The 23,476-nt window shown below is 72.1% G+C and carries 24 protein-coding genes and 2 pseudogenes; 9 read left to right on the top strand and 17 right to left on the bottom strand.

Translation table 11 applies throughout. The annotated features are described in order from the left end of the window. Positions 1-114, top strand: a pseudogene (locus AOK00_RS40240) (enoyl-CoA hydratase/isomerase family protein); the annotation flags it as partial. On the opposite strand, the gene AOK00_RS12295 reads toward AOK00_RS40240, so the two are convergent. After that, a complete protein-coding gene (locus tag AOK00_RS12295; RefSeq protein WP_055600354.1) occupies positions 101-703 on the bottom strand; it encodes a hypothetical protein in 603 nt (200 codons plus the stop codon). The pseudogene AOK00_RS40240 and the gene AOK00_RS12295 sit on opposite strands and share 14 nt — an antisense overlap. A gap of 124 nt (positions 704-827) precedes the next feature. On the opposite strand from AOK00_RS12295, the gene AOK00_RS12290 reads away from it, so the two are divergent. Next, positions 828-1,439, top strand: coding sequence for a hypothetical protein (locus AOK00_RS12290; protein WP_055600353.1), 612 nt, complete (start codon positions 828-830; stop codon positions 1,437-1,439). Between the two features lie 72 nt (positions 1,440-1,511). Here AOK00_RS12290 and AOK00_RS12285 read toward each other — a convergent pair whose 3' ends face one another. Further along, positions 1,512-3,968 (bottom strand): outer membrane protein assembly factor BamB family protein, encoded by a 2,457-nt coding sequence (locus AOK00_RS12285; RefSeq protein ID WP_055600352.1) that lies wholly within the window; start codon positions 3,966-3,968, stop codon positions 1,512-1,514. A gap of 137 nt (positions 3,969-4,105) precedes the next feature. Continuing rightward, a complete protein-coding gene (locus tag AOK00_RS12280) occupies positions 4,106-4,891 on the bottom strand; it encodes a VOC family protein (RefSeq protein WP_055600357.1) in 786 nt (261 codons plus the stop codon). A 352-nt stretch (positions 4,892-5,243) separates the two neighbouring features. Between AOK00_RS12280 and AOK00_RS12275 the strand changes: the two genes are divergently transcribed. Beyond that, positions 5,244-5,891, top strand: a complete 648-nt coding sequence (locus AOK00_RS12275) for a TetR family transcriptional regulator (RefSeq protein WP_055600351.1) — start codon at positions 5,244-5,246, stop codon at positions 5,889-5,891. A 105-nt stretch (positions 5,892-5,996) separates the two neighbouring features. On the opposite strand, the gene AOK00_RS39025 is transcribed toward AOK00_RS12275, so the two are convergent. The 4 genes from AOK00_RS39025 to AOK00_RS41380 are packed head-to-tail and all read right to left on the bottom strand — an operon-like array spanning position 5,997 to position 7,959. Then, positions 5,997-6,137 carry a hypothetical protein gene (locus tag AOK00_RS39025; RefSeq protein WP_159041751.1) on the bottom strand — a complete coding sequence of 47 codons (141 nt, stop codon included), beginning with the start codon at positions 6,135-6,137 and terminating at the stop codon, positions 5,997-5,999. Then, complete coding sequence (locus AOK00_RS12270; RefSeq protein ID WP_055600350.1) at positions 6,134-6,604, bottom strand: nitroreductase family deazaflavin-dependent oxidoreductase; 471 nt, start codon at positions 6,602-6,604, stop codon at positions 6,134-6,136. The genes AOK00_RS39025 and AOK00_RS12270 overlap by 4 nt, the downstream gene beginning before the upstream one ends. Then, entirely contained in the window at positions 6,605-7,807 is a 1,203-nt protein-coding gene (locus AOK00_RS12265; protein WP_055600349.1) for an acyl-CoA dehydrogenase family protein, read from the bottom strand. Positions 7,808-7,839: 32 nt separating this feature from the next. Beyond that, a complete protein-coding gene (locus AOK00_RS41380) occupies positions 7,840-7,959 on the bottom strand; it encodes a hypothetical protein (protein ID WP_367870032.1) in 120 nt (39 codons plus the stop codon). Here AOK00_RS41380 and AOK00_RS12260 point away from each other — a divergent pair. From AOK00_RS12260 to AOK00_RS12250, 3 genes are all read left to right on the top strand, one after another. Continuing rightward, complete coding sequence (locus tag AOK00_RS12260) at positions 7,913-9,172, top strand: thiolase C-terminal domain-containing protein (protein ID WP_254047342.1); 1,260 nt, start codon at positions 7,913-7,915, stop codon at positions 9,170-9,172. The two genes, AOK00_RS41380 and AOK00_RS12260, sit on opposite strands and share 47 nt — an antisense overlap. A gap of 110 nt (positions 9,173-9,282) precedes the next feature. After that, entirely contained in the window at positions 9,283-10,584 is a 1,302-nt protein-coding gene (locus AOK00_RS12255) for an FAD-dependent monooxygenase (RefSeq protein WP_055600347.1), read from the top strand. Continuing rightward, positions 10,581-11,234 (top strand): pyridoxine/pyridoxamine 5'-phosphate oxidase, encoded by a 654-nt coding sequence (locus tag AOK00_RS12250; RefSeq protein WP_055600346.1) that lies wholly within the window; start codon positions 10,581-10,583, stop codon positions 11,232-11,234. The genes AOK00_RS12255 and AOK00_RS12250 overlap by 4 nt, the downstream gene beginning before the upstream one ends. Positions 11,235-11,237: 3 nt before the next feature. Here AOK00_RS12250 and AOK00_RS12245 read toward each other — a convergent pair whose 3' ends face one another. The 4 genes from AOK00_RS12245 to AOK00_RS12230 form a co-directional block, all read right to left on the bottom strand. Further along, positions 11,238-13,118, bottom strand: a complete 1,881-nt coding sequence (locus AOK00_RS12245) for an AMP-dependent synthetase/ligase (RefSeq protein WP_079041958.1) — start codon at positions 13,116-13,118, stop codon at positions 11,238-11,240. 144 nt (positions 13,119-13,262) lie between these two features. Then, entirely contained in the window at positions 13,263-13,898 is a 636-nt protein-coding gene (locus AOK00_RS12240; RefSeq protein ID WP_055600345.1) for a TetR/AcrR family transcriptional regulator, read from the bottom strand. A gap of 110 nt (positions 13,899-14,008) precedes the next feature. Continuing rightward, positions 14,009-15,349 carry a dicarboxylate/amino acid:cation symporter gene (locus AOK00_RS12235; RefSeq protein WP_055600344.1) on the bottom strand — a complete coding sequence of 447 codons (1,341 nt, stop codon included), beginning with the start codon at positions 15,347-15,349 and terminating at the stop codon, positions 14,009-14,011. Positions 15,350-15,801: 452 nt separating this feature from the next. After that, positions 15,802-16,062 (bottom strand): DUF4229 domain-containing protein, encoded by a 261-nt coding sequence (locus AOK00_RS12230; protein WP_055600343.1) that lies wholly within the window; start codon positions 16,060-16,062, stop codon positions 15,802-15,804. 166 nt (positions 16,063-16,228) lie between these two features. Between AOK00_RS12230 and AOK00_RS12225 the strand changes: the two genes are divergently transcribed. Both AOK00_RS12225 and AOK00_RS12220 read left to right on the top strand, forming a co-directional pair. Then, a complete protein-coding gene (locus tag AOK00_RS12225) occupies positions 16,229-16,762 on the top strand; it encodes a GNAT family N-acetyltransferase (protein ID WP_055600342.1) in 534 nt (177 codons plus the stop codon). Positions 16,763-16,842: 80 nt separating this feature from the next. Then, positions 16,843-17,721, top strand: coding sequence for an AraC family transcriptional regulator (locus tag AOK00_RS12220; protein ID WP_055600341.1), 879 nt, complete (start codon positions 16,843-16,845; stop codon positions 17,719-17,721). A 46-nt stretch (positions 17,722-17,767) separates the two neighbouring features. Here the strand turns inward: AOK00_RS12220 and mqnE are convergent, their stop codons facing one another. Then, positions 17,768-18,946 (bottom strand): aminofutalosine synthase MqnE, encoded by a 1,179-nt coding sequence (gene mqnE, locus AOK00_RS12215; protein WP_055600340.1) that lies wholly within the window; start codon positions 18,944-18,946, stop codon positions 17,768-17,770. An 82-nt stretch (positions 18,947-19,028) separates the two neighbouring features. Beyond that, on the bottom strand, positions 19,029-19,484 hold the full coding sequence (locus AOK00_RS12210; protein ID WP_030324379.1) for an Lrp/AsnC family transcriptional regulator: 456 nt from the start codon (positions 19,482-19,484) through the stop codon (positions 19,029-19,031). A gap of 113 nt (positions 19,485-19,597) precedes the next feature. Between AOK00_RS12210 and AOK00_RS39420 the strand changes: the two genes are divergently transcribed. Further along, positions 19,598-19,735: a hypothetical protein gene (locus tag AOK00_RS39420; RefSeq protein ID WP_173861547.1), complete on the top strand. Its 138-nt coding sequence runs from the start codon at positions 19,598-19,600 to the stop codon at positions 19,733-19,735. On the opposite strand, the gene AOK00_RS12205 is transcribed toward AOK00_RS39420, so the two are convergent. The 4 genes and pseudogenes from AOK00_RS12205 to AOK00_RS12190 all read right to left on the bottom strand — a co-directional run. Continuing rightward, entirely contained in the window at positions 19,732-20,403 is a 672-nt protein-coding gene (locus AOK00_RS12205) for a UbiX family flavin prenyltransferase (protein ID WP_055600355.1), read from the bottom strand. The two genes, AOK00_RS39420 and AOK00_RS12205, sit on opposite strands and share 4 nt — an antisense overlap. A 64-nt stretch (positions 20,404-20,467) precedes the next feature. Further along, on the bottom strand, positions 20,468-21,556 hold the full coding sequence (locus AOK00_RS12200) for a GNAT family N-acetyltransferase (RefSeq protein WP_055600339.1): 1,089 nt from the start codon (positions 21,554-21,556) through the stop codon (positions 20,468-20,470). Between the two features lie 65 nt (positions 21,557-21,621). Next, positions 21,622-22,710: a phosphotransferase gene (locus tag AOK00_RS12195; protein ID WP_055600338.1), complete on the bottom strand. Its 1,089-nt coding sequence runs from the start codon at positions 22,708-22,710 to the stop codon at positions 21,622-21,624. A 71-nt stretch (positions 22,711-22,781) separates the two neighbouring features. Next, positions 22,782-23,476, bottom strand: a pseudogene (locus AOK00_RS12190) (ATP-grasp domain-containing protein); the annotation flags it as partial.

Below are 23,476 nucleotides of genomic sequence, written 5' to 3'. Positions count from 1 at the left end.
GCCAGGGCCCAGGCGCTGGCGCACGCGCCGCACCTGGTCGCCCTGGGCAACCTCGCGGCGGACCGTCAGGCGGAGCTGTTCGGGAGACGGGGGGCGGGGTTCAGGACGAGGTAGCCGACGGGGTGGCGGTGGAGGCGGTGGCCCCCGGCACCTCGCCCTCGACGAAGGCGACGCAGTCCTTCACCCGGCCGACGGTCCCGGGGTGGGCCATCCCCACCTCGAAGGTCTTCGTCCCCCTGCGCTCGACCGTGATCGTCGTCTCGGCCTCGTCCACCTTCTTGTAGCCCGCGTCCCTGAACTCCACGCGGACCCGGAACGTCTTCTCCTCCCACGCGTCCGAGGTGATCCTCAGCGTGGTCGTGGTGTCCGCCTTGCGGGCCGGCTTGCCCTTGCGCTTCTTCTGCGCGGGCTCCACGCAGTCGACGGTGGTGACGTGGACGGCCGCGGTCGGCGAGGTCGTCGGCGTCGGGTCGTACGTGTACTCGTCGGCGGCGCTGTTGCCGCCCGAGCCGCTGTAGTCGTCGTTGCTCTTCTCGTCGCTGGAGCAGCCGCCGCCGGAGTCGTCGTCGGAGCCGCGGCTCTTGCTCTTGCCGCTCTTGCCGCTGCCGCCACCACTGCTGCTGCCGTGGCCGGTGTGGAAGCCGGTCAGCGCCAGCACCACCACCGTGAGCGTCGCCGCGAGCTTCAGGCGTGTGCGTACCATCGCCGCTCCCCCGTCTCCCTGTCGTGTTCGCGCCACTTTAGCGGCGCGAAGTGGCCGCGTGGCGGGCCCCCCGCAGCGGGCGTAGCGTCGGGAGCGAGAGCCGGACCGCGAGGAGGCCGCATCGATGATCCGCAACATCGCCGGCTCGGTGCTGGCTCTCGCCGGAGCGACGGCCGCCGTCTGGAGCCCCTTCCGTGCCTGGTACGACGGCCGTCACGGACGTGATTACGCCATCGACGAGCTGTTCACCGGCATCACCGACGCCAAGAGCGAGGTGATCGGCTCCATCCTGGCGCCGTTCCTCTTCGCAGCCCTCCTGACCCTCGTCGGCGTGGTGCTGCGCTCCCGGCTGCTCGTCGCGTTCGCCGGGCTCGTCGTCCTCGGATTCACCATTCTGTGGATGGTGCGGGTGGGGCAGGCGGAGGGCGGCCTGACGGTGGGCGGCGACGGTGCGGGGCTCGGTGACGGGGTCGCGAACGCCTTCGGCGGCGGGCTCCTGCTGCTGCTCGGCGCGCTCGTCATGTCGGGCAGGTCCCGCCCGCCGCACCGGGTGGACCGGCCGCCGAGGCACACCCACCCCACGCTCGACCGGCCGCCACCGGACGACTCGTCCACCCCGGAGGCGCCCGGCGCCCGTCCGGAGGACGCATCGACGCCCTACGCGCCCACCCAGACGTTCGACGTACCGACCTGGAACCCGGACCAGGAACGGGAAAACCCGCCGCCGAAGAGCTGAAGCGCTTCGGGGCGGGCCCCTGTCCGTGCGTCGTACCACCCGCCGGTCCGGGCCTACGCCCTGCCGGTCCGGCTACCGGGCGGCGGCCCCCCGGCCCGTGGCCGTGCCCTTGACCGCGTCGAGCGCGTACACGCAGCGGTCCTTGCTGCAGGCGTACACGACCCCGTTCCTGACCACCGGCGAGCCGGTGATCTCGCCGCCGGTCGCGAGCTTCCAGCGGAGCTGCCCGCCGGTCGCGTCCAGGGTGTAGAGGACGTGGTCGGCGGAGCCGAAGTGGACCCGGCCGTCGGCGACGACGGGCGAGCCGACCAGTTCGCCGCCCGCCGCGAACCGCCACCGGGGCGTGCCGGTGACCGCGTCGAGCGTGTAGAGCGCGCTGCCGCTGCCGACGTGGATGTTGCCGTCGGCGACGAGGACCGGCTCGGTCGACTGGCGCGGTTCGGTCGCGATGCGCCAGCGGTCCTGACCGGTGGTGGCGTCGAGGGCGTACACCGTGCCGAGGTGGTCGGAGAGGTACACCCCGCCGCCGGTGACCGCCGGGCCCGGCGCGAACGCCGGCGGGGAGGTGAAGACGGCCGGCGCCTCGAAGTGCCAGCGGACGTGACCCGCGGCGATGTCGATCGACAGGACCCTGGTCCCGGCGGAGACGTACACACAGCCGTCCTCGGCCGGGGCCACCCGGACGGGCACGTTGGCACAGGAGGCGGCGTCGCCGATCGGGTACGACCAGCGCTCCGCGCCCGTGCGGGCGTCGAGGGCCTGGAGCCGGGCGTCCCGCCACACGTACACGGTGTCGCCGTGCACGGCGGGCCCCGCCTCCGGGGTCTCGAAGTCGGTCTGGGCGCCGGTGATCTCCCACAGCTTCGCGCCGTTGGAGGCCTCCCAGCCCTGCACGCCGCCGCCGCGCGTACCGGTGACGACGGTGCCCCGGTCCACCTGGAGCGAGTACACCCAGGCGTCCGTCCGCAGCCGCCAGCGCTCGGTGCCGTCGGTCGCGTCGAGGGCGTAGAGCGTGGGCCCGTCGGATGCGTGGATACGGCCCGAGGCGACGGCCATGGACCAGGCCACGTCCCGGGTCTTGAACTGGCGCCGGCCGCTGCCGGTGTCCAGGGCGTGTACCTCGAAAGAGGTCACGTACAGCAGGTCGCCGTCCACGACCGGGGTGCCCCAGACGTCGTTCGACATCCGGAAGCGCCACGGCCGCCAGGGTCCCGGCTCGGCCGGCGCGGCCTGCTCGGAGCCCTGCGGCGGCACGTTGACCGGGCGGGAGCCGGGCGGCGGGCCGGGCTCCCCGGCGTACGAACCGTGGTCCACGCCGTGCGGGCCACCGCCGGGCGGACGGATCCAGCCGGTCGCCGGGCCCGCGTCGGCGCTCCGGCCGACGGCGAGTGCCGCGCGCGTGTCGGCGACCCGGGGGCCGGGGCCGATCGGGACGGTCGCGCCCGCGAGGCGTACGGGACCGCCCGAGCTCTCGGCGGGCCCCGCGTGCCGGCCACCGCCGACGGGCGCGGGCTCGGCGTGCCGGCCACCGCCCCCGGCGGGTGCGGGCTCGGGGAAGCGCGGGTCGCCGCCCCGCTCGGCGGGCTGCCGGGGCGGGCGCGGCGGCATCGGCGGCGCGGTCGACGCCGGAGCCGGGCGGCCGCCCCGGCGGGTCTCGATCATGTCGGTGGCGCTGCGCGGCAGCCAGGCCGAGGCCGTGCCGCTGTCGTCGCTGCCGGGACCGAAGAGATGCGGGGCCAGCTGGGCCTGGAGGTCGGCCGGGGTGGGCCGGCGGCTGACGTCCATCTGCATGCAGGAGTCGATGAGGGGCCGCAGCTCGTCGGGCAGCCCCTCCAGGTCGGGGCCCTCGCGCAGCAGCATGAAGACGGTCTCGACCGGGTTGGCGCCGTGGAACGGCGCGTGGCCGGTGGCGGCGAAGACCAGCATCGAGCCCAGCGAGAAGACATCGCTCGCGCCGGTGACGCTGCGCGAGTCGCGGGCCTGCTCGGGCGACATGTAGGCCGGGGTGCCGACGGCGACATTGGTCATGGTCAGGCGCGTGTTGGAAACGCCCGACGCGATGCCGAAGTCGATCACCCGGGGGCCGTCCTCGACGACGAGGACGTTGGAGGGCTTGAGGTCACGGTGGACCAGGCCCGCGCCGTGGATGGACTGCAGGGCCTCGGCGACGCCGGCGGCCAGCCAGCGCACGGCCTGGGCCGGAAGCGGTCCGCACTCGTTCACTATCTCTTCGAGCGAGGGCGCGGGAACGTACGCGGTCGCCAGCCAGGGCACGGCGGCCCGTGGGTCGGCGTCCACGACCGCGGCCGTGTAGAAGCCGGAGACCGCCCGCGCGGCCTCCACCTCACGGGTGAAGCGGACCCGGAACAGCTGGTCCTCAGCGAGCTCCGTGCGCACGGTCTTGATCGCCACGCGCCGGCCCGAGGCCGAGCGCGCGAGATAGACCAGGCCCATTCCGCCCGCGCCGAGCCGGCCCAGCACCTCGAAGGGCCCGATACGTCTCGGGTCGTGCTGCGTCAGCTGTTCCACTTGCCTGCCACCTCCCCGTACGGGCCATGAGGGTACGGCCCCGTGGCCCTGATTCTTCCTGTCCGAGGGCCTGGTTGCGAACCCGGGGGCGGATCGGGGTGTCTCAGGTCATATGGAAGCCATCCGGAGGGGAGGCCTCACGTCGTGCCGGACGGCTCCGAGAGGACCGCGAAGCGCGCGCCCTGGTTGTCATGGAGGACGGCGATGCGGCCGTGCGGGGTGTCGAAGGCGGGGGTGGCGACCCGGCCGCCGAGCCGGACGGTGGTCTCGCAGGCCTCGTCGCAGTCGGCGACGGCGAAGTAGACGAGGACGTGTCCCGGCATCTCGGCGGGGAAGTCGTCGCTGATGACGGCGCGGCCGCCGAAGGCGCTGTCGTCGCCGCTCCGGGAGCCGGGGGGCGACCAGACGCGGTAGTCGAAGCCGGCGTCCCTGCCCTCCTCGTCGGCGTCGGCCTGGCGGCCGAGGTAGCCGAAGACGGTGGCGTAGAAGGTGTCGACGGCGTCGGGGCGGCGTGTGTACACCTCCATCCAGCAGAAGGAGCCCGGTTCGCCGGTCACCTCGAAACCGTTGTCGTCGCCGGACTGGCGGAGGCCGAAGACGGCGCCGCCGGGGTCGGCGGCGAGCGCGAGGACACCGAAGGGGCCGACGGGGTAGGGGTCCATGACCATCTGGCCGCCTGCGGCCCTGATCCGCGCGGCGAGGGTGCCGGCGTTCTCGGTGGCGAGGTAGACGGTCCAGGTGGTGGGCATGCGGCCGTCGCGCTTGGGCAGGAGGCCGGCGGCACGGCGACCGTCGAGGAGGGCCTCGTCGCGGTCGGGGTCGAAGGTCCAGCCGAAGAGCTCGCCGTAGAAGCGCTTGCCCGCCTCGAGGTCGGGGAGCTGCGCGTCCACCCAGCAGGGGGTGCCCTCAGTACGTACGGCCATGTCCACACGCTAGGTCGGCGGAAACCGTCCCGCAGCATCCCACGACGACCGGAAATACGAACAAAGTCGCGATTTGTCGTCCCGGAACCCTTGGGGCGCTTGAGTTGTCCACCGAAGTTGTCCACAGGCTGTTCATAAGCCTATTCGGGTACGGGGATCCTCCGGTCAGGGCGCGAAGACCTCGCCGTCCCCCCGCCCACCCGTCACGAGTGGCCTGATCCCGCCCCTCCCCTCCGCCGCCCCTCTCACGGAGACACGCGTGCCGACCTCGGAGAACACGGGCGACCTGGGGGTGCGCCCCATTTGCAGTCGGCCGAATCGCGCGCCGACACCCCCTCGGTAAGCTGACGGCATGACAGGACAAGTACGCACCGTCGACGGCCGCGTGGCCGGACGACGCGGCCAGGCGACGCGGCAGAAGCTGCTCGACTGCCTCGGTGAGATGCTCAGCTCCTCGCCCTACCGGGACGTCAAGGTCATCGATGTGGCCCGGAAGGCGGGTACTTCACCCGCGACGTTCTATCAGTACTTCCCGGACGTCGAGGGAGCGGTTCTCGAGATCGCGGAGGAAATGGCCAAGGAGGGTGCCGGGTTGACCGCACTGGTCTCCGGCCGCTCCTGGGTCGGCAAGGCCGGCTGGCAGACCTCCGAGGAACTCGTCGAAGGCTTCCTGGACTTCTGGCGGAAGCACGACGCCATCCTCCGGGTCGTGGACCTCGGCGCCGCGGAGGGCGACAAGCGGTTCTACAAGATCCGCATGAAGATCCTGAACTCGGTCACCAACTCCCTCACGGACGCGGTGAAGGAGCTCCAGGCCAAGGGCAAGGTCGACAAGGAGGTCAGCCCCGCCGCCATGGCCGGCTCGCTCGTGGCGATGCTGGCCGCGGTCGCCGGGCACCAGAAGGGCTTCACGACCTGGGGCGTGAAACAGGCCGAACTCAAGCCCAACCTCGCTCTGTTGGTGCATCTGGGCATCACCGGCAAGAAGCCGACCAGGTAGCCCCACTCCCTCCTCCACCCGTCCTGTCGTCGACGCCGACGGCGGCCCGCCCCCACGGACCGCCGTCGGCGTCGCCGTGTCCGGGCGAGCTCCGCGACGCCCGCGTCACAGGCCGCGGGCGGTGTTGTCGCCGCAGGAGGCGGCGCGGCGGGCCGGTGCGGTGGCGTGGAGGGTCAGCATGGCGGCGCGGAGGGCCGGTGCGGTGGCGCGGAGGGCCGGTGCGGTGGCGCCGGTGAACGCACTCATCGCCTGCTCAGCCGGAAGAGTCTGATCTCGCGCTCGATCCGCGCCTGATACGTGGCGTACGGCGGCCAGAAGTGGAGCGCCGCCCGCCATGCCTCCGCGCGTTCCTCCCCCGCGAGCAGCCGCGCCCGTACGGGGATGTCCTCGCCCTTCCAGTTCACCTCGACGTCCGGATGGGCGAGCAGGTTCGCCGTCCAGGCCGGGTGTCCGGGGCGGCCGAAGTTGGAGCCGACGAGGAGCCAGCCGCCGTCCGGCTCCGGCATGCAGGCGAGCGGGGTGACCCGGGGCAGCCCGCTTCTCGCACCCCGGGCGGTGAGCACCACGCCGGGCAGCATCTGGGCGCTGAGCAGCACCTTTCCCCTGGTCAGCCGGTGCACGGCCTTGTCCATGGCGGGCACGACGTGCGGGCCGATCCGGGCGAAGGCCCTGGTCGAGGACATCTTCTGCATCAGTGTGCGTCCTACGGGCATCTACGCCGCCACCTCTCCGAAGAGTCCGGTCCGTTCCGCCGCGCGTGCGCGCAGCCGCCGCACGGGCCCGAAGAGCAGTTCGTCGGATGCGGCCCGCTTGAAGAAGAGGTGCGCCTCGTGTTCCCAGGTGAAGCCGATGCCGCCGTGGAGCTGGATGGACTCGCCCGCGGTGGCCCGGAGCGCCTCCAGGGCGTGGGCGAGGGCGAGCGGCCCGCTGTCGGGCCCGGGTCCGGGTTCCCTGGCCGCGCAGGTGGTGAGGGAGCGGGCGGCCTCGACCTGGACGTACAGGTCGGCGAGGCGGTGCTTGACCGCCTGGAAGGAACCGACGGGCCGGCCGAACTGTTCGCGCGCGCCGACATGGGCGACGGTCCGGTCGAGGGCCTCCTGGGCCGCGCCGACGGCCTCTGCGGCCAGCATGACGGCGGCGTCGCGGCCGGTGACGGCGAGCGCGCCGAGGACGTCGGCCGGTTCCTCGCCGAGGAGTTCGGCCTCGGTGTCCCTGAACTGGACGGTGGCCTGGGTCCGGGTGCGGTCCAGGGTGGTCTGCCGGGTGCGGACCAGCCCGGGGGCCTCCGGGGACCCCGCCCGTACGAGGAAGAGCAGGGTGCGACTGCGGGCGAAGCCTCCGGCGTGGGCGGCGACGAGCAGCAGTCCGGCGCTGTGTCCGTCGAGGACCTGGGCGGCCTCGCCGTACAGCCGCCAGCCGCCGTCGACGGCACGGGCCTGGACGCCGCCCGCGCGGCCGCCGCCGGACCAGTCCTCGGCGGTGTTGTCGCCGGTGAGGCCGAGGGCGAGCGCGAGCGAGCCGCCGGGGACGGCGAGGGCGCAGGTCAGGCTGCCGTCGGCGAGCCTGGGGAGGAGTGCGGCGCGCTGCGCGGGGGTGCCGAGGGCGGCGAGCAGCGGGGCGGTGAGGACGCTGGTCGCGAGGAGCGGGGAGGGGGCGAGGGCGCGGCCGGCCTCCTCACAGGCGAGGGCGAGTTCGGCGGGCCCGCAGCCGACTCCTCCGTACTCCTCGGGGAGGGCGAGCCCGGCGACGCCGAGGGTGCCGGACATCCGGGCCCAGAGGTCGGGGTCGTATCCCTGGGGGGTGTCGGTGGCGGCGCGGTTCTCCTGCGGTCCGGCCCGTTCGGCGAGCAGGTCGCGCAGGGTGCGGCGGATCTCCTGCTGCTCCTCGGTGAGCGGGACGGCGAGCGAGGCGTCCATGAGGCTCCCTCCGTTTCTGACGGTGCGTCATGCTAGGCCCGGACCGGGCCGGTTGCCAGAGTCTCGCCGGTTCCGTTCAGCTGAATCTGATGTACCGTCAGATTCATGCCGACCACCGTGCCGACCACCGTGCCGACCACCGCGCCGACCACCGCGCCGACCGACGCGCCCGCCACCGTGCCGACCACCGCGGGCGCCACCGCACGCACCACCGTCCGCGGCCCCCGCCGGGTCGCCGTCGCCGGCGTCGCCCTCGCCGACTGCGGCCGGGTCGACGAGGCCACCCCCTACGCCCTGCACGCCCAGGCCGCCCGGCGCGCGCTTGCGGACAGCGGCCTGGACCGCTCACTGATCGACGGGCTCGCCTCGGCGGGCCTCGGCACCCTCGCCCCGGTCGAGGTCGCCGAATACCTCGGGCTCCGGCCCCGCTGGGTGGACTCGACCGCCGTCGGCGGCGCCACCTGGGAGGTCATGGCCGCGCACGCCGCCGACGCGATCGCCGCCGGTCACGCCAACGCGGTCCTCCTCGTGTACGGCTCCACCGCGCGCGCCGACATCCGTGCCCGGCGGCGCACCGCGAACCTGTCGTTCGGCTCGCGCGGCCCGCTCCAGTTCGAGGTGCCGTACGGGCACACCCTGATCGCCAAGTACGCGATGGCCGCCCGTCGTCACATGCACGAGTACGGGACCACCCTGGAGCAGCTCGCCGAGGTGGCCGTCCGGGCGCGGGCGAACGCGGCGCTCAACCCCGAGGCGATGTTCCGCGACCCGATCACCGTCGACGACGTCCTGGCCGGGCCGATGATCGCGGACCCGTTCACCAAGCTGCACTGCTGCCTGCGCTCCGACGGCGGCTGCGCGGTACTGCTGGTCGCCGAGGAGTACGTCCAGGACTGCCGTACGGCCCCGGTCTGGGTGCTCGGCACGGGCGAGCACGTCTCCCACACCACGATGTCGGAGTGGCAGGACTTCACGGTCTCCCCGGCGGCGGTCAGCGGCCGGCTGGCCTTCGAGCGGGCGGGCGTGACCCCGGCGGACGTGGACCTCGCCGAGGTCTACGACGCCTTCACCTACATGACCCTGGTGACCCTGGAGGACCTGGGCTTCTGCGCGAAGGGCGAGGGAGGGGCGTTCGTCCAGGAGAAGGACCGGCTGCCGGTGAACACGGACGGCGGCGGGCTCTCGGCCTGCCATCCGGGGATGCGGGGGCTCTTCCTGCTGGTGGAGGCGGTACGTCAGTTGCGCGGGGAGGCGCCGGGGCTCCAGGTGCGGCGGCCGGACGGAAGCCTGCCGGAGGTGGCGGTGGCGTCGGGCACGGGGGGCTGGTTCTGCTCGTCGGGGACGGTGGTCCTCGGGCGGCCGTGACCCCCCGGCCAGGAATCTATACAACCGTAATAGACAGTCGTGTAGGACATCCGTATAGTCGTGTCTGCGGGCAGGGGAACGGCCCGCAGCCACCGACAAGGAGTCCTGCCGTGAACAGCACCGCGAACAGCACCGCGCACTCCCCGTACACCCCCGCGAAGACCGTCCTCATCTCGGGCGCCTCGGTCGCCGGCCCCGCCCTCGCCCTCTGGCTGCACCGCTACGGATTCACCCCCACCGTCGTCGAGCGCGCCCCCGAACTCCGCACCGGCGGATACAAGGTGGACATCCGCGGCACCGCGATCGAGGTCTGCCGCCGGATGGGGATCCTCGACGAGATCCGCGCCCACTCCACGGACATGCGCGGTGGTTCCTACGTGGACGACCGCGGCCGCACCATCGGCGAACTGTCCGCCGACATCTTCGGCGGACGCGTCGAGGAGGACGACGAGATCATGCGCGGCGAGCTGGCCCGCATCCTCCACGAGCGGACCCGCGACGACGTCGAGTACCTCTTCGACGACTCGATCGCCACCCTCGACGAGGACGCCGACGGCGTCACCGTCACCTTCGAGAGCGGCACCGTCCGCCGCTTCGACCTGGTGGTCGGCGCCGACGGACTGCACTCCCACACCCGGCGCCTGGTCTTCGGCGAGGAGAACCGCTTCAGGCGCCACCTCGGCGCGTACGTCTCCATCTTCACCGCCCCCAACCACCTGCGCCTCGACCGCTGGGAGACGTACCACGCGCTGCCCGGCAAGCTGGTCTGCGTCTACAGCTCGGCCGGCGAGACCGAGGCGAAGAACCTCTTCGTCTTCTCCTCGCCCGAGGAACTCCCGTACCACCACCGGGACATCACCGCCCAGCGGCGCCACCTCACCGAGGCCTTCGCCGGCGACGGCTGGGAGATCCCCCGGCTCCTCGGCCACGCCGCCGACGCCGACGACCTCTACTTCGACTCCCTCTCCCTCATCGAGATGGACCGCTGGTCGAAGGGGCGCGTCGTCCTCCTCGGCGACGCCGCCCACTGCTCCTCCCCCGCCTCCGGCCAGGGCACCGGACTCGCCCTCACCGGCGCGTACGTCCTGGCGGGCGAACTGGCCCGGGCCGGCGGCGACCACCGTGTCGCCTTCGAGCGCTACGAGGCACACATGCGGCCCGGCGTGGAGCGGAACCAGAGGATGGCGGAGGGCTTCGTCAAAGAGATGACCGTCGGCTCCAGGTGGAAGATCGCGCTGCGGATGTTCATGGTGCGCACGCTGCCGAAGACCCCGTGGAAGAACCTCATCGCGAAGAAGATCCGCGACGAGATCCAGGCGGCGGCGAACACGGTCCCGCTGATGGACCACCCGACGCCGATCACGACCGACACCCCCGGCGCCACCGCCCCGCGCCCTACCGTGGCCTCATGACCGACTTCCACCACGCCCTGCGCTCCCTGAAGGTCTGGGACACCGAGCTGCCCGACTTCGACCCGGCGGGCGCCCCGCCCGAGCCGCTCCCCCTCTTCCACGACTGGTTCACCGCGGCGGTCGCGGCCGGCCAGACCGAGCCGCACACCCTCTCCCTGGCCACCGTGGACGAGGACGGCAGGCCCGACGTCCGTACGGTGATGCTGCACGACGCCGACGCGCGCGGCTGGCACTTCGCCTCCCACGCCACCAGCGCCAAGGGGCGCCAGCTCGCCGCCCGCCCCGAGGCCGCACTCGGCTTCTACTGGCCGGTCCAGGGCCGCCAGGTCCGGATCCGGGGCCACGTCACCACCGGCACGCCCGAGGAGGCCTACGAGGACCTCCACGCCCGCTCCACCGGCGCCCTCGCCTCGGCCCTGGTCGGCCGGCAGAGCGAGCTGCTCGACTCCCCGGAGACCCTCGCGGAGGCGAGCGCCGAGGCCTGGCGCCGGGCACGGGCGGAACCGGACGCCCACGCCCCCACCTGGACGCTCTACCTCGTCGAGCCGACCGAGGTCGAGTTCTTCCAGGGCGACGAACAACGCCGCCACCTGCGCCTCCGCTACCGCCGCACGGACGAGGGCTGGACCCGCGAACTCCTCTGGCCGTAGCCGCTACGCGTCACCGGAGTCGTACATCTCCTCGATCTCCCGGGCGAAGTCCCGCAGCACCGCCCGCCGTTTGAGCTTGAGGGACGGGGTCAGATGGCCGGAGCTCTCCGAGAACTCGGCGTTCAGGACCCGGAAGTCCCGGATCGACTCCGCCCGCGAGACGAGCCGGTTGGCATCGTCCACCGCCCGCCCGAGGGCGGCGAGCAGCTCCTCGTCCCGGATCAGCTCCCACAGCGCCAGGTGGTCCTTGTGCCGCATCCGCCGCCAGTGCGTCAGGCCCTCGTGGTCGAGGGTGATCAGAGCCGTGACGTACGGGCGGTTGTCGCCGAGGACCACGCACTGGGCGACCAGCGGATGCGCGCGCAGCCAGTCCTCCAGCGGGGCCGGAGCGACGTTCTTCCCCGCCGAGGTGATGAGGATGTCCTTCTTGCGGCCGGTGATCCGCAGATAGCCGTCGGCGTCGAGGGAGCCGAGGTCCCCGGTGGGGAACCAGCCGTCGTCGGTGTACGGCACGGCCGCCCCGCGCTGGGCGTCCCAGTACCCGGCGAAGACGTGACCGCCCTTGAGCCAGACCTCGCCGTCACCGGCGATCCGGACCGACGTGCCCGGCAGCGGCCAGCCGACCGTGCCGGTACGGGGCCGCCGGGGCGGGGTGACCGTCGACGCGGCCGTGGTCTCCGTCAGGCCGTACCCCTCGAAGACCTCCACGCCCGCCCCGGCGAAGAACTCGGCGAGCCGCGCGCCGAGCGGGGAGCCGCCGGAGATCACGTACTTCACCCGGCCGCCGAGCGCGGCCCGGATGCGCCGGTAGACGAACGGGTCGTACAGCGCCCGCGCGGCCCGCAGCGAGAGCGAGGGGGCGGCCTCCTGGCCGTACCGGCGGGCGACCCGGGCGGCGCGGTCGAAGGAGGCGGCCTTGCCGCCGCGTTCGGCGGTGGCGCGGGCCGAGTTGAAGACCTTCTCCAGGACGTACGGGATGGCGAGGAGGAACGTGGGCCGGAACCCGGCGAGATCGTCGAGGAGCTCCTGGCCCTCCACCGAGGGGGCGTGCCCGACGCGGACCCGGGCCCGCACGCAGCCGATGGCCACCATCCGCCCGAAGACGTGGGAGAGCGGCAGGAAGAGCAGGGTGGCGGCCGGGTCCTTGTGCTCGGAGACGAAGACCGGATGGAGGAGCCGGACGGCGTTGTCGACCTCGGCGAAGAAGTTGGCGTGGGTGAGCGCGCAGCCCTTGGGGCGGCCGGTGGTGCCCGAGGTGTAGATGAGGGTGGCCAGGGTCTCCGGGGTGAGCAGTCCGCGCCGGGCGGTGACGGCCTCGTCGGCGACCCGGGAGCCCGCCGTACGGAGCTGGTCGACGGCACCGGCGTCCAGGACCCAGAGATGGGCGAGGCCGGGCAGCTGCCGCCGCTCGGCGGAGACGAGCCGGGCCTGGGCCGGGTCCTCGACGACACAGGCGGCGGCGCCGGAGTCCTGGAGGATCCAGCGGGTCTGGAACGCGGAGGAGGTCGGGTAGACGGGGACGGTGACGAGCCCGGCGGCCCAGGCGGCGAAGTCGAGCAGCGTCCACTCGTAGGTGGTCCGCGCCATGAGGGCGAGCCGGTCACCGGGCCGCAGGCCGTGCGCGATGAGTCCCCTGGCGACGGAGTGGACCTGGGCGGCGAAGGCGGAGGCGGTGACGTCGGTCCACTCGCCGTCCGGCCCCTTGCGGGAGAAGAGCACCGCCCCGGGGTCCTGACGGGCGTTGTCGTACGGCAGGTCGGCGAGCGAGCCGCGGCGGATCACGGGGACGAGCGCGGGCACGGAGACCTCGCGGACCACCCCGTCCACCAGGGTCTTGTGCGGCTCGACCGGTTCGCTCTCGGACAGTGCGGTGACGACGGACACGTGCGGCTCCTCGGTCTGCGCGATGAACTGAGGTCGTGCGTCGATGAACTGCTCCCGCGCGACGGCGAACCACCGCCGTACGCCGGTACGTTGCATGCCCTGCAACTGCCTTGACTAGCCGGTAACCTTACTGCGAGGTAAGCGTCAACGGGGAGACCAGCGCTCGCTTTTCATGAGGTTCCCCAGACCGGACCAGGCGAAGTTCATCAGCGTCGCGGCCGCCTCCCTCGCCGTCACCCCCGGAGTCTCGTTGGCCCAGCTCGCCAGCGACTCGGCGGACCCGACGAGCGCCTGCGCGAGCGCGTCGACGTCCCGCCCGGTGATCCCGGCACCGACCGGCGCCGCCTCACCGATCAGCCCCGCGACGAACGCCGTGATCTCGTCCCGCATCCGCGCCGCCTCCCCGGCGAACGGCTCCCCCTGCGTCCGCGCCTGCCGGCTCAGCACCGCCCAGGAGTCCGGATGTTCGGCGGCGAAGGTGAAGAAGGCCGTCAGCCCCGCCCACAACCGCTCGTCGGGCGGCGCACTCCGGTCGACGACCGCCTCGGCCACGGCCCCGAGCAAGGCCCGCGCCTCCCGCCGGATCACCGCGGTGAAGAGCTCCTCCTTGGAGTTCAGATACAGATAGACGAGCGGCTTCGACACCCCGGCCGACTCGGCGATCTCGTCCATGGAAGCCGCCTGGTACCCGTTCCGCGCGAAGCACCGCACGGCCGCGTCCACCATCTGCCGCTCCCGTACGGCCCGCGGCAACCGCCGCGCCTTGGCTCCACCGGCCATGGCGGCCCACCCCTGCTCCCAAGATCCACTGGCTGCCCCGCCGAAAGCCTACGTGCCCCCTGCCCGGACGGGGGCAGGGGGCACGGAGGGTGTCTCGTGTGCGACGGGGGTCAGGCCGCGACCGCGACCTTCTCCTGGGTTTCGCGGGTGTCGACCAGGTCGTCGATCGGGGACGCCGAGGCGTTCCCGTACGCCGTGAGGTCGAGGATCTTCTCGCGGGCGGAGACGATCACCGGGACGAGCGCCTGGCCGGCGACGTTGGTCGCCGTCCTGATCATGTCCAGGATCGGGTCGATCGCCATGAGGAGGCCGACGCCCTCCAGGGGGAGGCCCAGGGTGGAGAGGGTGAGGGTCAGCATGACCGTCGCGCCTGTCAGGCCGGCGGTGGCCGCCGAGCCGATGACCGAGACGAAGGCGATCAGGAGGTAGTCACCGATGCCGAGCTGCACGTCGAAGATCTGCGCGATGAAGATCGCGGCGAGCGCCGGGTAGATCGCGGCGCAGCCGTCCATCTTGGTCGTCGCGCCGAACGGGACGGCGAAGGAGGCGTACTCCTTCGGGACGCCGAGGCGCTCGGTGACCTTCTGGGTGACCGGCATCGTGCCGACCGAGGAGCGGGAGACGAAGGCCAGCTGGATGGCCGGCCAGGCGCCCTTGTAGAACTGGATCGGGTTGACCTTGGCGACCGTCGCGAGCAGCAGCGGGTACACGCCGAACATGACCAGGGCGCAGCCGATGTAGACGTCGGCGGTGAAGGTCGCGTACTTGCCGATCAGGTCCCAGCCGTAGTCGGCGATGGCGAAGCCGATGAGGCCGACGGTGCCGAGCGGGGCGAGGCGGATGACCCACCACAGGGCCTTCTGGAGGAGCTCCAGGACCGACTCGGAGAGCGTGAGGATCGGCTTGGCCTTGTCGCCGAGCTTGAGGGCGGCGATACCGGCGACTGCGGCCATGAAGACGATCTGAAGGACGTTCAGCTCGGTGAACGGCGTGATGACGTCCGTCGGGATGATGCCGGTCAGGAAGTCGATCCAGGAGCCTTCGCGCTTCGGCAGCTTGCCGTCCTGCGGGGTGAGGCCGGTGCCGGCGCCCGGGTTGGTGATCAGGCCGATGGCGAGGCCGATGGCCACCGCGATCAGCGAGGTGATCATGAACCAGAGCAGGGTGCGGGTGGCGAGCCTGGCGGCGTTGTTCACCTTCCGCAGGTTGGTGATCGAGACCAGGATCGCGAAGAAGACGAGGGGGGCCACGGCCAGCTTCAGGAGCTGGACGAAGATGTCGCCGACCTGGCCGAGGGTCTCCTTCAGCCAGGAGACGTCCTGGCTGCGGGCGATCCAGCCGAGCAGGGCGCCGAGGACCAGACCGGCGACGATCTGGGCCCAGAAGGGAATCTTCGGTATGCGCGAGGAAGCGGAGGACTGCTTCTCGGGTGTGGTCGCGGACGCGGACACAGACACACTCCACAGGTGCGTATCGGGCAATACGGGACGGGGGTGCGGCACACACGCGTTTTCACGCGGGCCGCTGCATGATGCCGGGTCAGACCCCGCGGCAACAGACCGCGGACATACAGCGGCACAGATCGACGTGCAGGCGCGCCACGAGCGGGGTGCTCGCGGCATGAGAGGGGCGCACAGCTGTCGTCATGTCGAACACGTTAACACTTGAACTTTGAGAACCTCAAAGCCCTTCTTTGGGGTACGCGAACACCCCTTTCACCTCCGAAACGCAGAACGCCCCAGGCGGAAGCCTTGGAAGCTCCCGCCGGGGGCGGATGATCTGTGAGCAAGCTTACGCGGCCTTTACGGGCCGCGTGCGGGGTCGGCCGACCCTCCAAGGGCCGGTGCCGGTCCCCCAGGAACCGATGCCGGTCCCCCAGGCGCCGGTCCCCCAGACGCCGGTGCTAGTCCTCCAGGGACCGGTTCGCCGCCAGACGGTCCTTCGCGCGGTCGACCTTCGCCACGACCTCGGCGCTCGCCTCGTCGCGCACCTTGCGCAGCAGGACGAAGCTGAGCGGGGCGGAGATGACGATGGCGAGGACGAGGACCCAGAGCAGGTTCGAGTCACCGAGGCCGCGCGGCAGCACCTCGATGTAGACGAGACCCCACAGGGCGAGGAAGCATCCGGCGAAGATGCCGAGACGCATCAGCGTGTAGCGGAGCATGTCAGCCCACTCTTCCGTTCCGACGTTCCGAAAAGTTCCCAAGGTCCCATACGGGACAAGAGCCCCTCCAGTGAAGCACGGCCCCTGGGGCGCCCCGGGGCCGGGCCTCTCGCGTACCCCGGAGATCCCCCTTGAGCCCCCTGCGAGTAATGGCTAAGCTCAGCTCATGACCCTTACCTTCGAGGTGGATCCGGCGATCGACCCCGCCCTGCGCGACGGCGTGCTCTCCCTCTGGGCGGACGTCTCCAACGCCGACGGCGCGGTCGGCTTCGTCCCGCCCGTCACGCCCGACGAGATCCGCCCCTCGCTGCTGAAGCACCTCGTCTCGATGAGCGAGGGCGGTACGCGGCTGCTCGTCGGCCGCGACGAGAACGGCGCGGTCGCCGCCACCGCGTTCTTCACCTTCAACACCCACCCCCTGATGCAGCACTGGGTGTGGCTCTACACGGTGATGGTCGACCCCCGGTACCAGGGCAGGGGATACGGACGCGACCTCATGGCGGCGGTCGAGCACACCGCCCGTACCGCCGAGGGCTTCGAGGACATCGAGGCCGTGCGGCTGTCCTGCCGCGGTGGCACCGGCGTCGACGGCTTCTACGCCAAGTGCGGGTACAAGGAGGTCGGCCGCGTCCCGGACGCGATCCGGGTCGCCCCCGGAGACGACCGCGACGACATCATCATGCTGCTGCCGCTGACCTGACCGGACGGGACACGGGATGTCGGGTCCGGGCTCCTGACCTCTTCCTACGGTGAGGACAAGGAAAGGGAAGGACGGACCACGTGCTGGAGCGGCTCAACCAGGCACTCGACCACATCGAGGAGCACCTCGTCACCGAGGTCCACGGCGACCTCGACCCGGCCGCACTCGCCCGGATCGCGACGACCTCGGAGCACCACTTCCGGCGCATGTTCTCGGCGCTCGCCGGCATGCCCCTGTCCGAGTACGTACGGCGCCGGCGGCTCACCGTCGCGGGCGCCGAGGTGCTCGCCGGGGACCGGACGCTCCTGGAGATCGCGGTGCGCCACGGTTACGGCTCCGGGGAGGCCTTCGCCCGCGCGTTCCGCGCGGTGCACGGGGTGGGCCCCGGCGAGGCCCGCCGCACGGGGGCCGCGCTCAACGCCCAGCCGCGGATGTCCTTCCGGCTCGTCGTCGAAGGGAACAGCAGCATGCGGTACAGGGTCGTGGAGAAGAAGGACCTCCGGGTCGTCGGGCGGAAGGCCCGCGTCCCCCTGGTCCACGAGGGGGAGAACCCGGCGATCGCCGCGCACATCCGCTCCCTCGGACAGGAGACGATCGAGCGGCTCGGGCGGCTCTCGGACCAGGAGCCCCGGGGGGTCGTCTCGGCGGTCGTGCACCTGAGCGACAGCCGGGAGGAGGGCGCCCGGCTGGACTACTGGCACGGGGTGGTGAGCGACGCCGCGGTGCCGGCGGAGTTCGAGGTGCTCGACGTGCCGGCCGGCACCTGGGCGGTCTTCGAGAACGAGGGCCCGTTGCCGGAGGCCGTGCAGTACCTGTGGCGGGACATCTTCACCCAGTGGTTCCCGTCCAACCCGTACGCGATCAGGCCGGGCCCCGAGATCATGAGCGTCCGGCCGTCGGAGGACTGGAAGACCGCACGGGCTGAGCTGTGGATCCCGGTGGACCACACGGCGGGATGAGAGAAGGGCCGGTGGGAGTCCCCACCGGCCCTTCCGCCGCCCGTACTCAGAACCGCATCGCCTGCGGCGTCTCGCGCCGCTCCGCGTCCGGGCCCGGGTACTCGCGGATGATCTCGTACCGGGTGTTCCGCTCGACCGGGCGGAAGCCGGCGTCGCGGATCAGCTCCAGGAGGTCCTCGCGGCCCAGCTTGTTCGGCGTGCCGTAGTTGTCGGCGTCGTGCGTGATCTTGTACTCGACGACCGAGCCGTCCATGTCGTCGGCGCCGTGCTGGAGCGCGAGCTGAGCGGTCTGGACACCGTGCATGACCCAGAAGACCTTGACGTGCGGCACGTTGTCGAAGAGGAGCCGGGAGACCGCGAAGGTCTTCAGCGCCTCGGCGCCGGTCGCCATGGTGGTGCGCGCCTGGAGCTTGTTGCGGACCTTGCCGTCCTGCATGTCGACGAAGTCGTGCTGGTAGCGCAGCGGGATGAAGACCTGGAAGCCGCCGGTCTCGTCCTGGAGCTCACGCAGCCGCAGCACGTGGTCCACGCGGTGACGGGGCTCCTCGATGTGCCCGTACAGCATGGTGCTGGGGGTCTTGAGCCCCTTCTCGTGCGCGAGGCGGTGGATCCGGGACCAGTCCTCCCAGTGGGTGCGGTGGTCCACGATGTGCTGGCGGACCTCCCAGTCGAAGATCTCGGCGCCGCCGCCGGTCAGGGACTCCAGACCGGCCTCGATGAGCTCGTCGAGGATGTCGGAGGCGGACATGCCCGAGATGGTCTCGAAGTGGTGGATCTCGGTGGCGGTGAACGCCTTGAGGGAGACGTTCGGCAGGGCCTTCTTGAGCTCGGAGAGGGAGCGCGGGTAGTACCGCCAGGGCAGGTTGGGGTGCAGCCCGTTGACGATGTGCAGCTCGGTGAGGTTCTCGTTCTCCATCGCCTTCGCGAGGCGCACGGCCTCCTCGATGCGCATGGTGTACGCGTCCTTCTCGCCCGGCTTGCGCTGGAACGAGCAGTAGGCGCAGGAGGCGGTGCAGACGTTGGTCATGTTCAGATGCCGGTTGACATTGAAGTGCACCACGTCGCCGTTCTTGCGGGTCCGGACCTCGTGGGCCAGACCGCCGAGCCAGGCGAGGTCGTCGGACTCGTACAGGGCGATGCCGTCCTCACGGCTCAGCCGCTCACCGTCCCGGACCTTCTGCTCCAGCTCGCGCTTGAGCCCTACATCTTTGATGGATGCAGTCATCTCCGGGCGTCTCCCTTTTCTCCGAAATCAGACTTCTTCTACTGCTTCTGCTGCGTCGTTCACCGTACTCTCAGCCGATCCGTCAGCCTTCCTCGGGCAGCTCTCCGACCCGGTTCTCCCACTTCGTGGAGAGCACGATCGTCGTACGGGTGCGGGAGACGCCCTTGGTGCCGCTGAGCCGGCGGATCGTCTTCTCCAGCCCGTCGACGTCGCTGACGCGCACCTTGAGCATGAACGAGTCGTCGCCGGCGATGAACCAGCAGTCCTCGATCTCGGCGAGGTCCTTGAGCCGGCGGGCCACGTCCTCGTGGTCGGCGGCGTCGGAGAGGGAGATGCCGATGAGGGCGGTGACGCCGAGGCCGAGCGAGGCGGCGTCGACGGTGGCGCGGTAGCCGGTGATGACTCCGGCCGCCTCAAGACGGTTGATGCGGTCGGTGACGGAGGGGCCGGAGAGCCCGACGAGCCGGCCGAGCTCGGCGTACGAGGCACGACCGTTCTCGCGCAGAGCCTGGATGAGCTGCCTGTCCACGGCGTCCATAGGTATGAAGCCTTCCATTGTCCAGCGATACCGCGAGTTTAGGTATAGAATCTAAGGTACACAGGGGAGACGCCCTGTGAATCTTTCAACTGATCAAAGACGATCTTTCAGGAGTGGTGTTCACCGTGTACACGATCGAGATGGCCTACGCACGCATGCGCGAGCTGCAGGACCTGGCCAACCGCTCGCGTGCCCACCAGCCGACCGCCGCCTCGCAGCGTGCCGAGAAGAAGCACGCCAAGAAGCGCTAATCCGACCGGGGGGTCGCTCCACCGAGCTCTCCCTCCCACCGGCGGTACAGCCGATGCGGCACCCCTGCCGCGTCGAGCACCCGTCCGGCGACGAAGTCCACCAGATCCTGGATGTGCGTCGCCCCCGCGTAGAACGCCGGAGAGGCGGGCAGCACCACGGCTCCCGCCTCGTCCAGCGCCACCATGTGCCTGAGCGTCTGCCCGTTCAGCGGGGTCTCCCGCACGGCGACGACCAGCGGCCGCCGCTCCTTCAGCGTCACGCTCGCGGTCCGCTGGAGCAGGTCCTTCGAAAGCCCCAGTGCCACTCCCGCCACCGCCGCGGTCGAGGCCGGCACGACCAGCATCCCCTTCGCCGGGTACGACCCCGAGGACGGCCCCGCGGCCAGATCGCCGGCCGCCCAGTACCGCACGTCACCGAGGGCGTCCGACACGTCGAAGGTGTCCGGCTTCCCGTCCGCGCCCCGCGCCAGCCAGGCCGCCAGGTCCTCGCGCCAGTGCGCGTCGCGGAAGGAGATGCCCGTCTCGTCGAGCAGCGTGAGCCGCGAGGCCCGCGACACGACGAGGTCGACGCTCTCCCCGGCGGCGAGGAGGCCCCGCAGCACGGCGGCCGCGTACGGCGTACCCGACGCCCCGGAAACCCCCACCACCCAGGGCTGACGACTCTTCATCTCCTGCGACTCCACGACAGAGAGCCTATCCGGCCGGGAAATGCCAGGCCTGGGCGCGGCTCACTCAGGCGTCCCGGAAGCGCAGCAGCCGTTTGGCCGTCGTCCTCATGAGGCGGTCCGCCTCCGTGAGGGGAAGTCGCTCGCGGCGGTAGCGGAGCGAGGGGCGGCCCTCGGCCCCGAACCCCTCCTTGAAGAAGGCGAGCGAGGATCCCGGGCGGGAGTCGCCCATGACGTAGGCCGTACGGCCCTCGGTGCACGCGTCCTCGATCGCGAGCCGTTGGAGCAGGGAGTTCGCGTGCACCGGATGAGCCAGGTCCCGGTCCATGGCGCCGCGCCAGTTCTTGGCCCGGTCCCCGTACGACACGACCACCACACCCGCGGCCGGCTCCCCGCCGACCCGGGCGAGGTAGATGGCGCACGAGGTGCCGAACCGGTCGGCCACCGCCTCCAGGTACCGCCGCGGAAACGCGCGGGAACGGCGCAGGCGGGCGAGCGCCCTCGGTTCGTGCTGCTGCCGGGCCCACCGCAGCATGGACGTCTCGTACAGTCCGTAGAACTCCTCCACCAGCCGGCCCCCGCGGTCGACCTCCACCTCGACCGACGACCGCTCCGCCTTGCGCGCCTCCCGCCTGGCCCGCCCGTGGAAGCGGTTGTCCCAGACGGCGCCGAAGCCGCCGCTCAGGTCCAGCACGTGGGTCGTCAGGGTCTCGGCGTCGAAGTCGGGCGGCGCGGCGGACGCCCACACGGGGTCGGCGTCCGGGCCGAACCGCACGCCGACCCGCAGCGCCGGGCGCCGGGCCAGATCACGGAAGACGACCGATGCCTCCTCCTCGCCCGGGGTGCCCGGGGACGCCAGGGGTCCGCCGATCCCCCAGCCCGACGGCCAGGACTCCTCGGTGGTCAGACGCCCCGGCAACCGGCGCCGTCGGACCAGGGGGACGACGAGACTGCGGCCGCCGCCGAAGGAGTACAACCGGCTGGAGTCCTCGAACGGTCCCGTCGCGCAGACGGAGTCGAGCCACGACGGCGTCTGGGTCACCAGGGTGGCCCCGTCCTCCTCGGCCAGCCGCCACCAGACCTCACGTGGCGCCGGCGACGTCACCCGCACCGGGCCCGACGCGGTGGTCTGCGCGAGTACCTCCACCGTGGTCATCGGCGTACCTCCACCGTGCTCATCGGCGTACCTCCACCCTGGTCATCGGCGTACCTCCACCCTGGTCATCGCCGCGCCACCTCGGTGAGGACCGGCACCACGTTGCCGGTCACCCAGCGCCGGCTGCGTCCGTAGCGGGCGGACTTGGCCGCGTTCCCGGCCACGTGCCACAGCCAGGTGAGCAGCGGCAGCAGGGCCTCGTCGGGCTCCTCTCCCGGGGGCGGGACGTCGGCGTGGCCGAGCAGGGCGCGGTCCTCGGGCAGCAGGCCGCCGCGGCGCACGGTGTCGGCCACGATCTGTCCCAGTTCCCGCCGCTCGCGCTGTCGCCTCAGGGTGAGGACGAACAGATAGGAGTCGACGGCGCACGGCCCGTCGGGCAGTGAGTCCGCCCAGTCGATCACCCCCGACAGGGTTCCGCTCGCCTCGTTCACGAGGATGTTCCCCGGGTGGTAGTCGCCGTGGGTCCGGGCGGCGGTCAGGGTGCGGCCGGCCAGACCGTCGTCGAGGCGTTCCCGCAGGGCGCGTACGGCGGCCGTGCCGCGGGGCCCGCCGCACCAGGGGATCTGATCGGCCAGGACCGCGAGGCGGGTGTCCACCCAGTCGGCGGTCCTGCGCTCGGCACGCTCCGGGCGGCCGGTCGCCCGGTGCAGGGCGGCGACGGCGGCCAGTGCCGCGACGGCCAGGGGCCAGGCCCGGCCGGGTGCGCGGCGGAGCAGTGCGTCTCCCTCGACACCCGGCAGGCAGCGCTCCGCGACGAGCAGCAGCCGGCCGTCGTACCGCAGCTCCTCGGCCGACGGCAGCAGTCGGCGCCACTCGCCGACCCGGTCGTCCTCGGCCAGTTCGCGGAGCGCCTCACACCCGTGGGTGAGGGATCCGGCCGCGCGGCGACTGCGCGGATGCTTGATCACGAGCGGTTCCGCGGCGTGGTCCTCCAGGCGGAAGACCAGCAGGTCGGAGACGGTCCGTTCCAGCCGGTGCAGATCGCGGAAGCGGACGTGCTCGCCGCGCAGCAGACCGGCCAGCCGTCGGGCCCGCACCAGGTCGGACGGCCTGGTCAGCAGGGGGCTCGGATCGAGGGGAAGGAGACTGCTCCATCCCTGTCGTCCGGTGCCGGGCCGCTCCCCCGGTACGGCCCGGGGGAACGCGGTGTCCACAGGTCCTCCCGGCGAACCGTCGAGCCGTCGCACCATCGAACGCGTGCGTACATTTCACCCTAACAAGGGCATTACGCCCTTCGCGCGCCGCCCGGCCCCCGCACGGCCCGGCCGACGCGTCGGGCGACGGCGCCGAGGAACCGGACCGCCTCGGCCGCGGCCGGCAGCGGGTCCTCGGCGCTGAGCCAGGCGCGCTCGGTCTCCGGCCTCGGCAGCAGGCCGGGCGGGAGCCCGCGCTCCTCGCGCAGCCACGCCGCCACCGACGGCAGGTCGAGCTGTCCCGCCACGAACACCCGCCCCTCGGCCTGCGGGCCGGAAGGCACGTCACGGCCCGTCAGGTCGAGGTGCATGGCCCGTACGACGTCCACGCCGTCGACGTTCTCGAACAGCCGGAACTGGGCGCCGGTCCGCGGGTTGAAGTCGACCAGCTTGTAGCGCTCGTCACGACGGTCGTAGCGCCAGTCGAGGTCCGCCGCGCCGCTGTAGCCGATCCGGCGGCAGAGGTCGGCGGCCAGCTCGGCGAGGGCGGGGTTGGCCAGCGCCACGGCCCGCGTCGTCACCCCGGCGTACGGCGGCCAGGACCGCAGCTTCAGACCGGTGAACGCGACCCGCGGCTCGCCCCCGCCCCCGCAGTACAGGTGGGTGATCCAGTCCTCCGCCCACTCCCTGGGGATGTACTCCTGCACCAGGAGCGGGGGCAGGACGCCCGGGGCGAAGCGGTCGAGGAGGCCTCGCTCGTCGCGGACGGCGGTCGTGCCGCCCACCG

Origin of the sequence: Streptomyces aureus (assembly GCF_001418135.1) — a bacterium.
Lineage (GTDB): Bacteria > Actinomycetota > Actinomycetes > Streptomycetales > Streptomycetaceae > Streptomyces > Streptomyces aureus_A.
The sequence above is the reverse complement of the archived record's forward strand: the minus strand, read 5'-3'. Positions and strand labels throughout refer to the sequence as shown.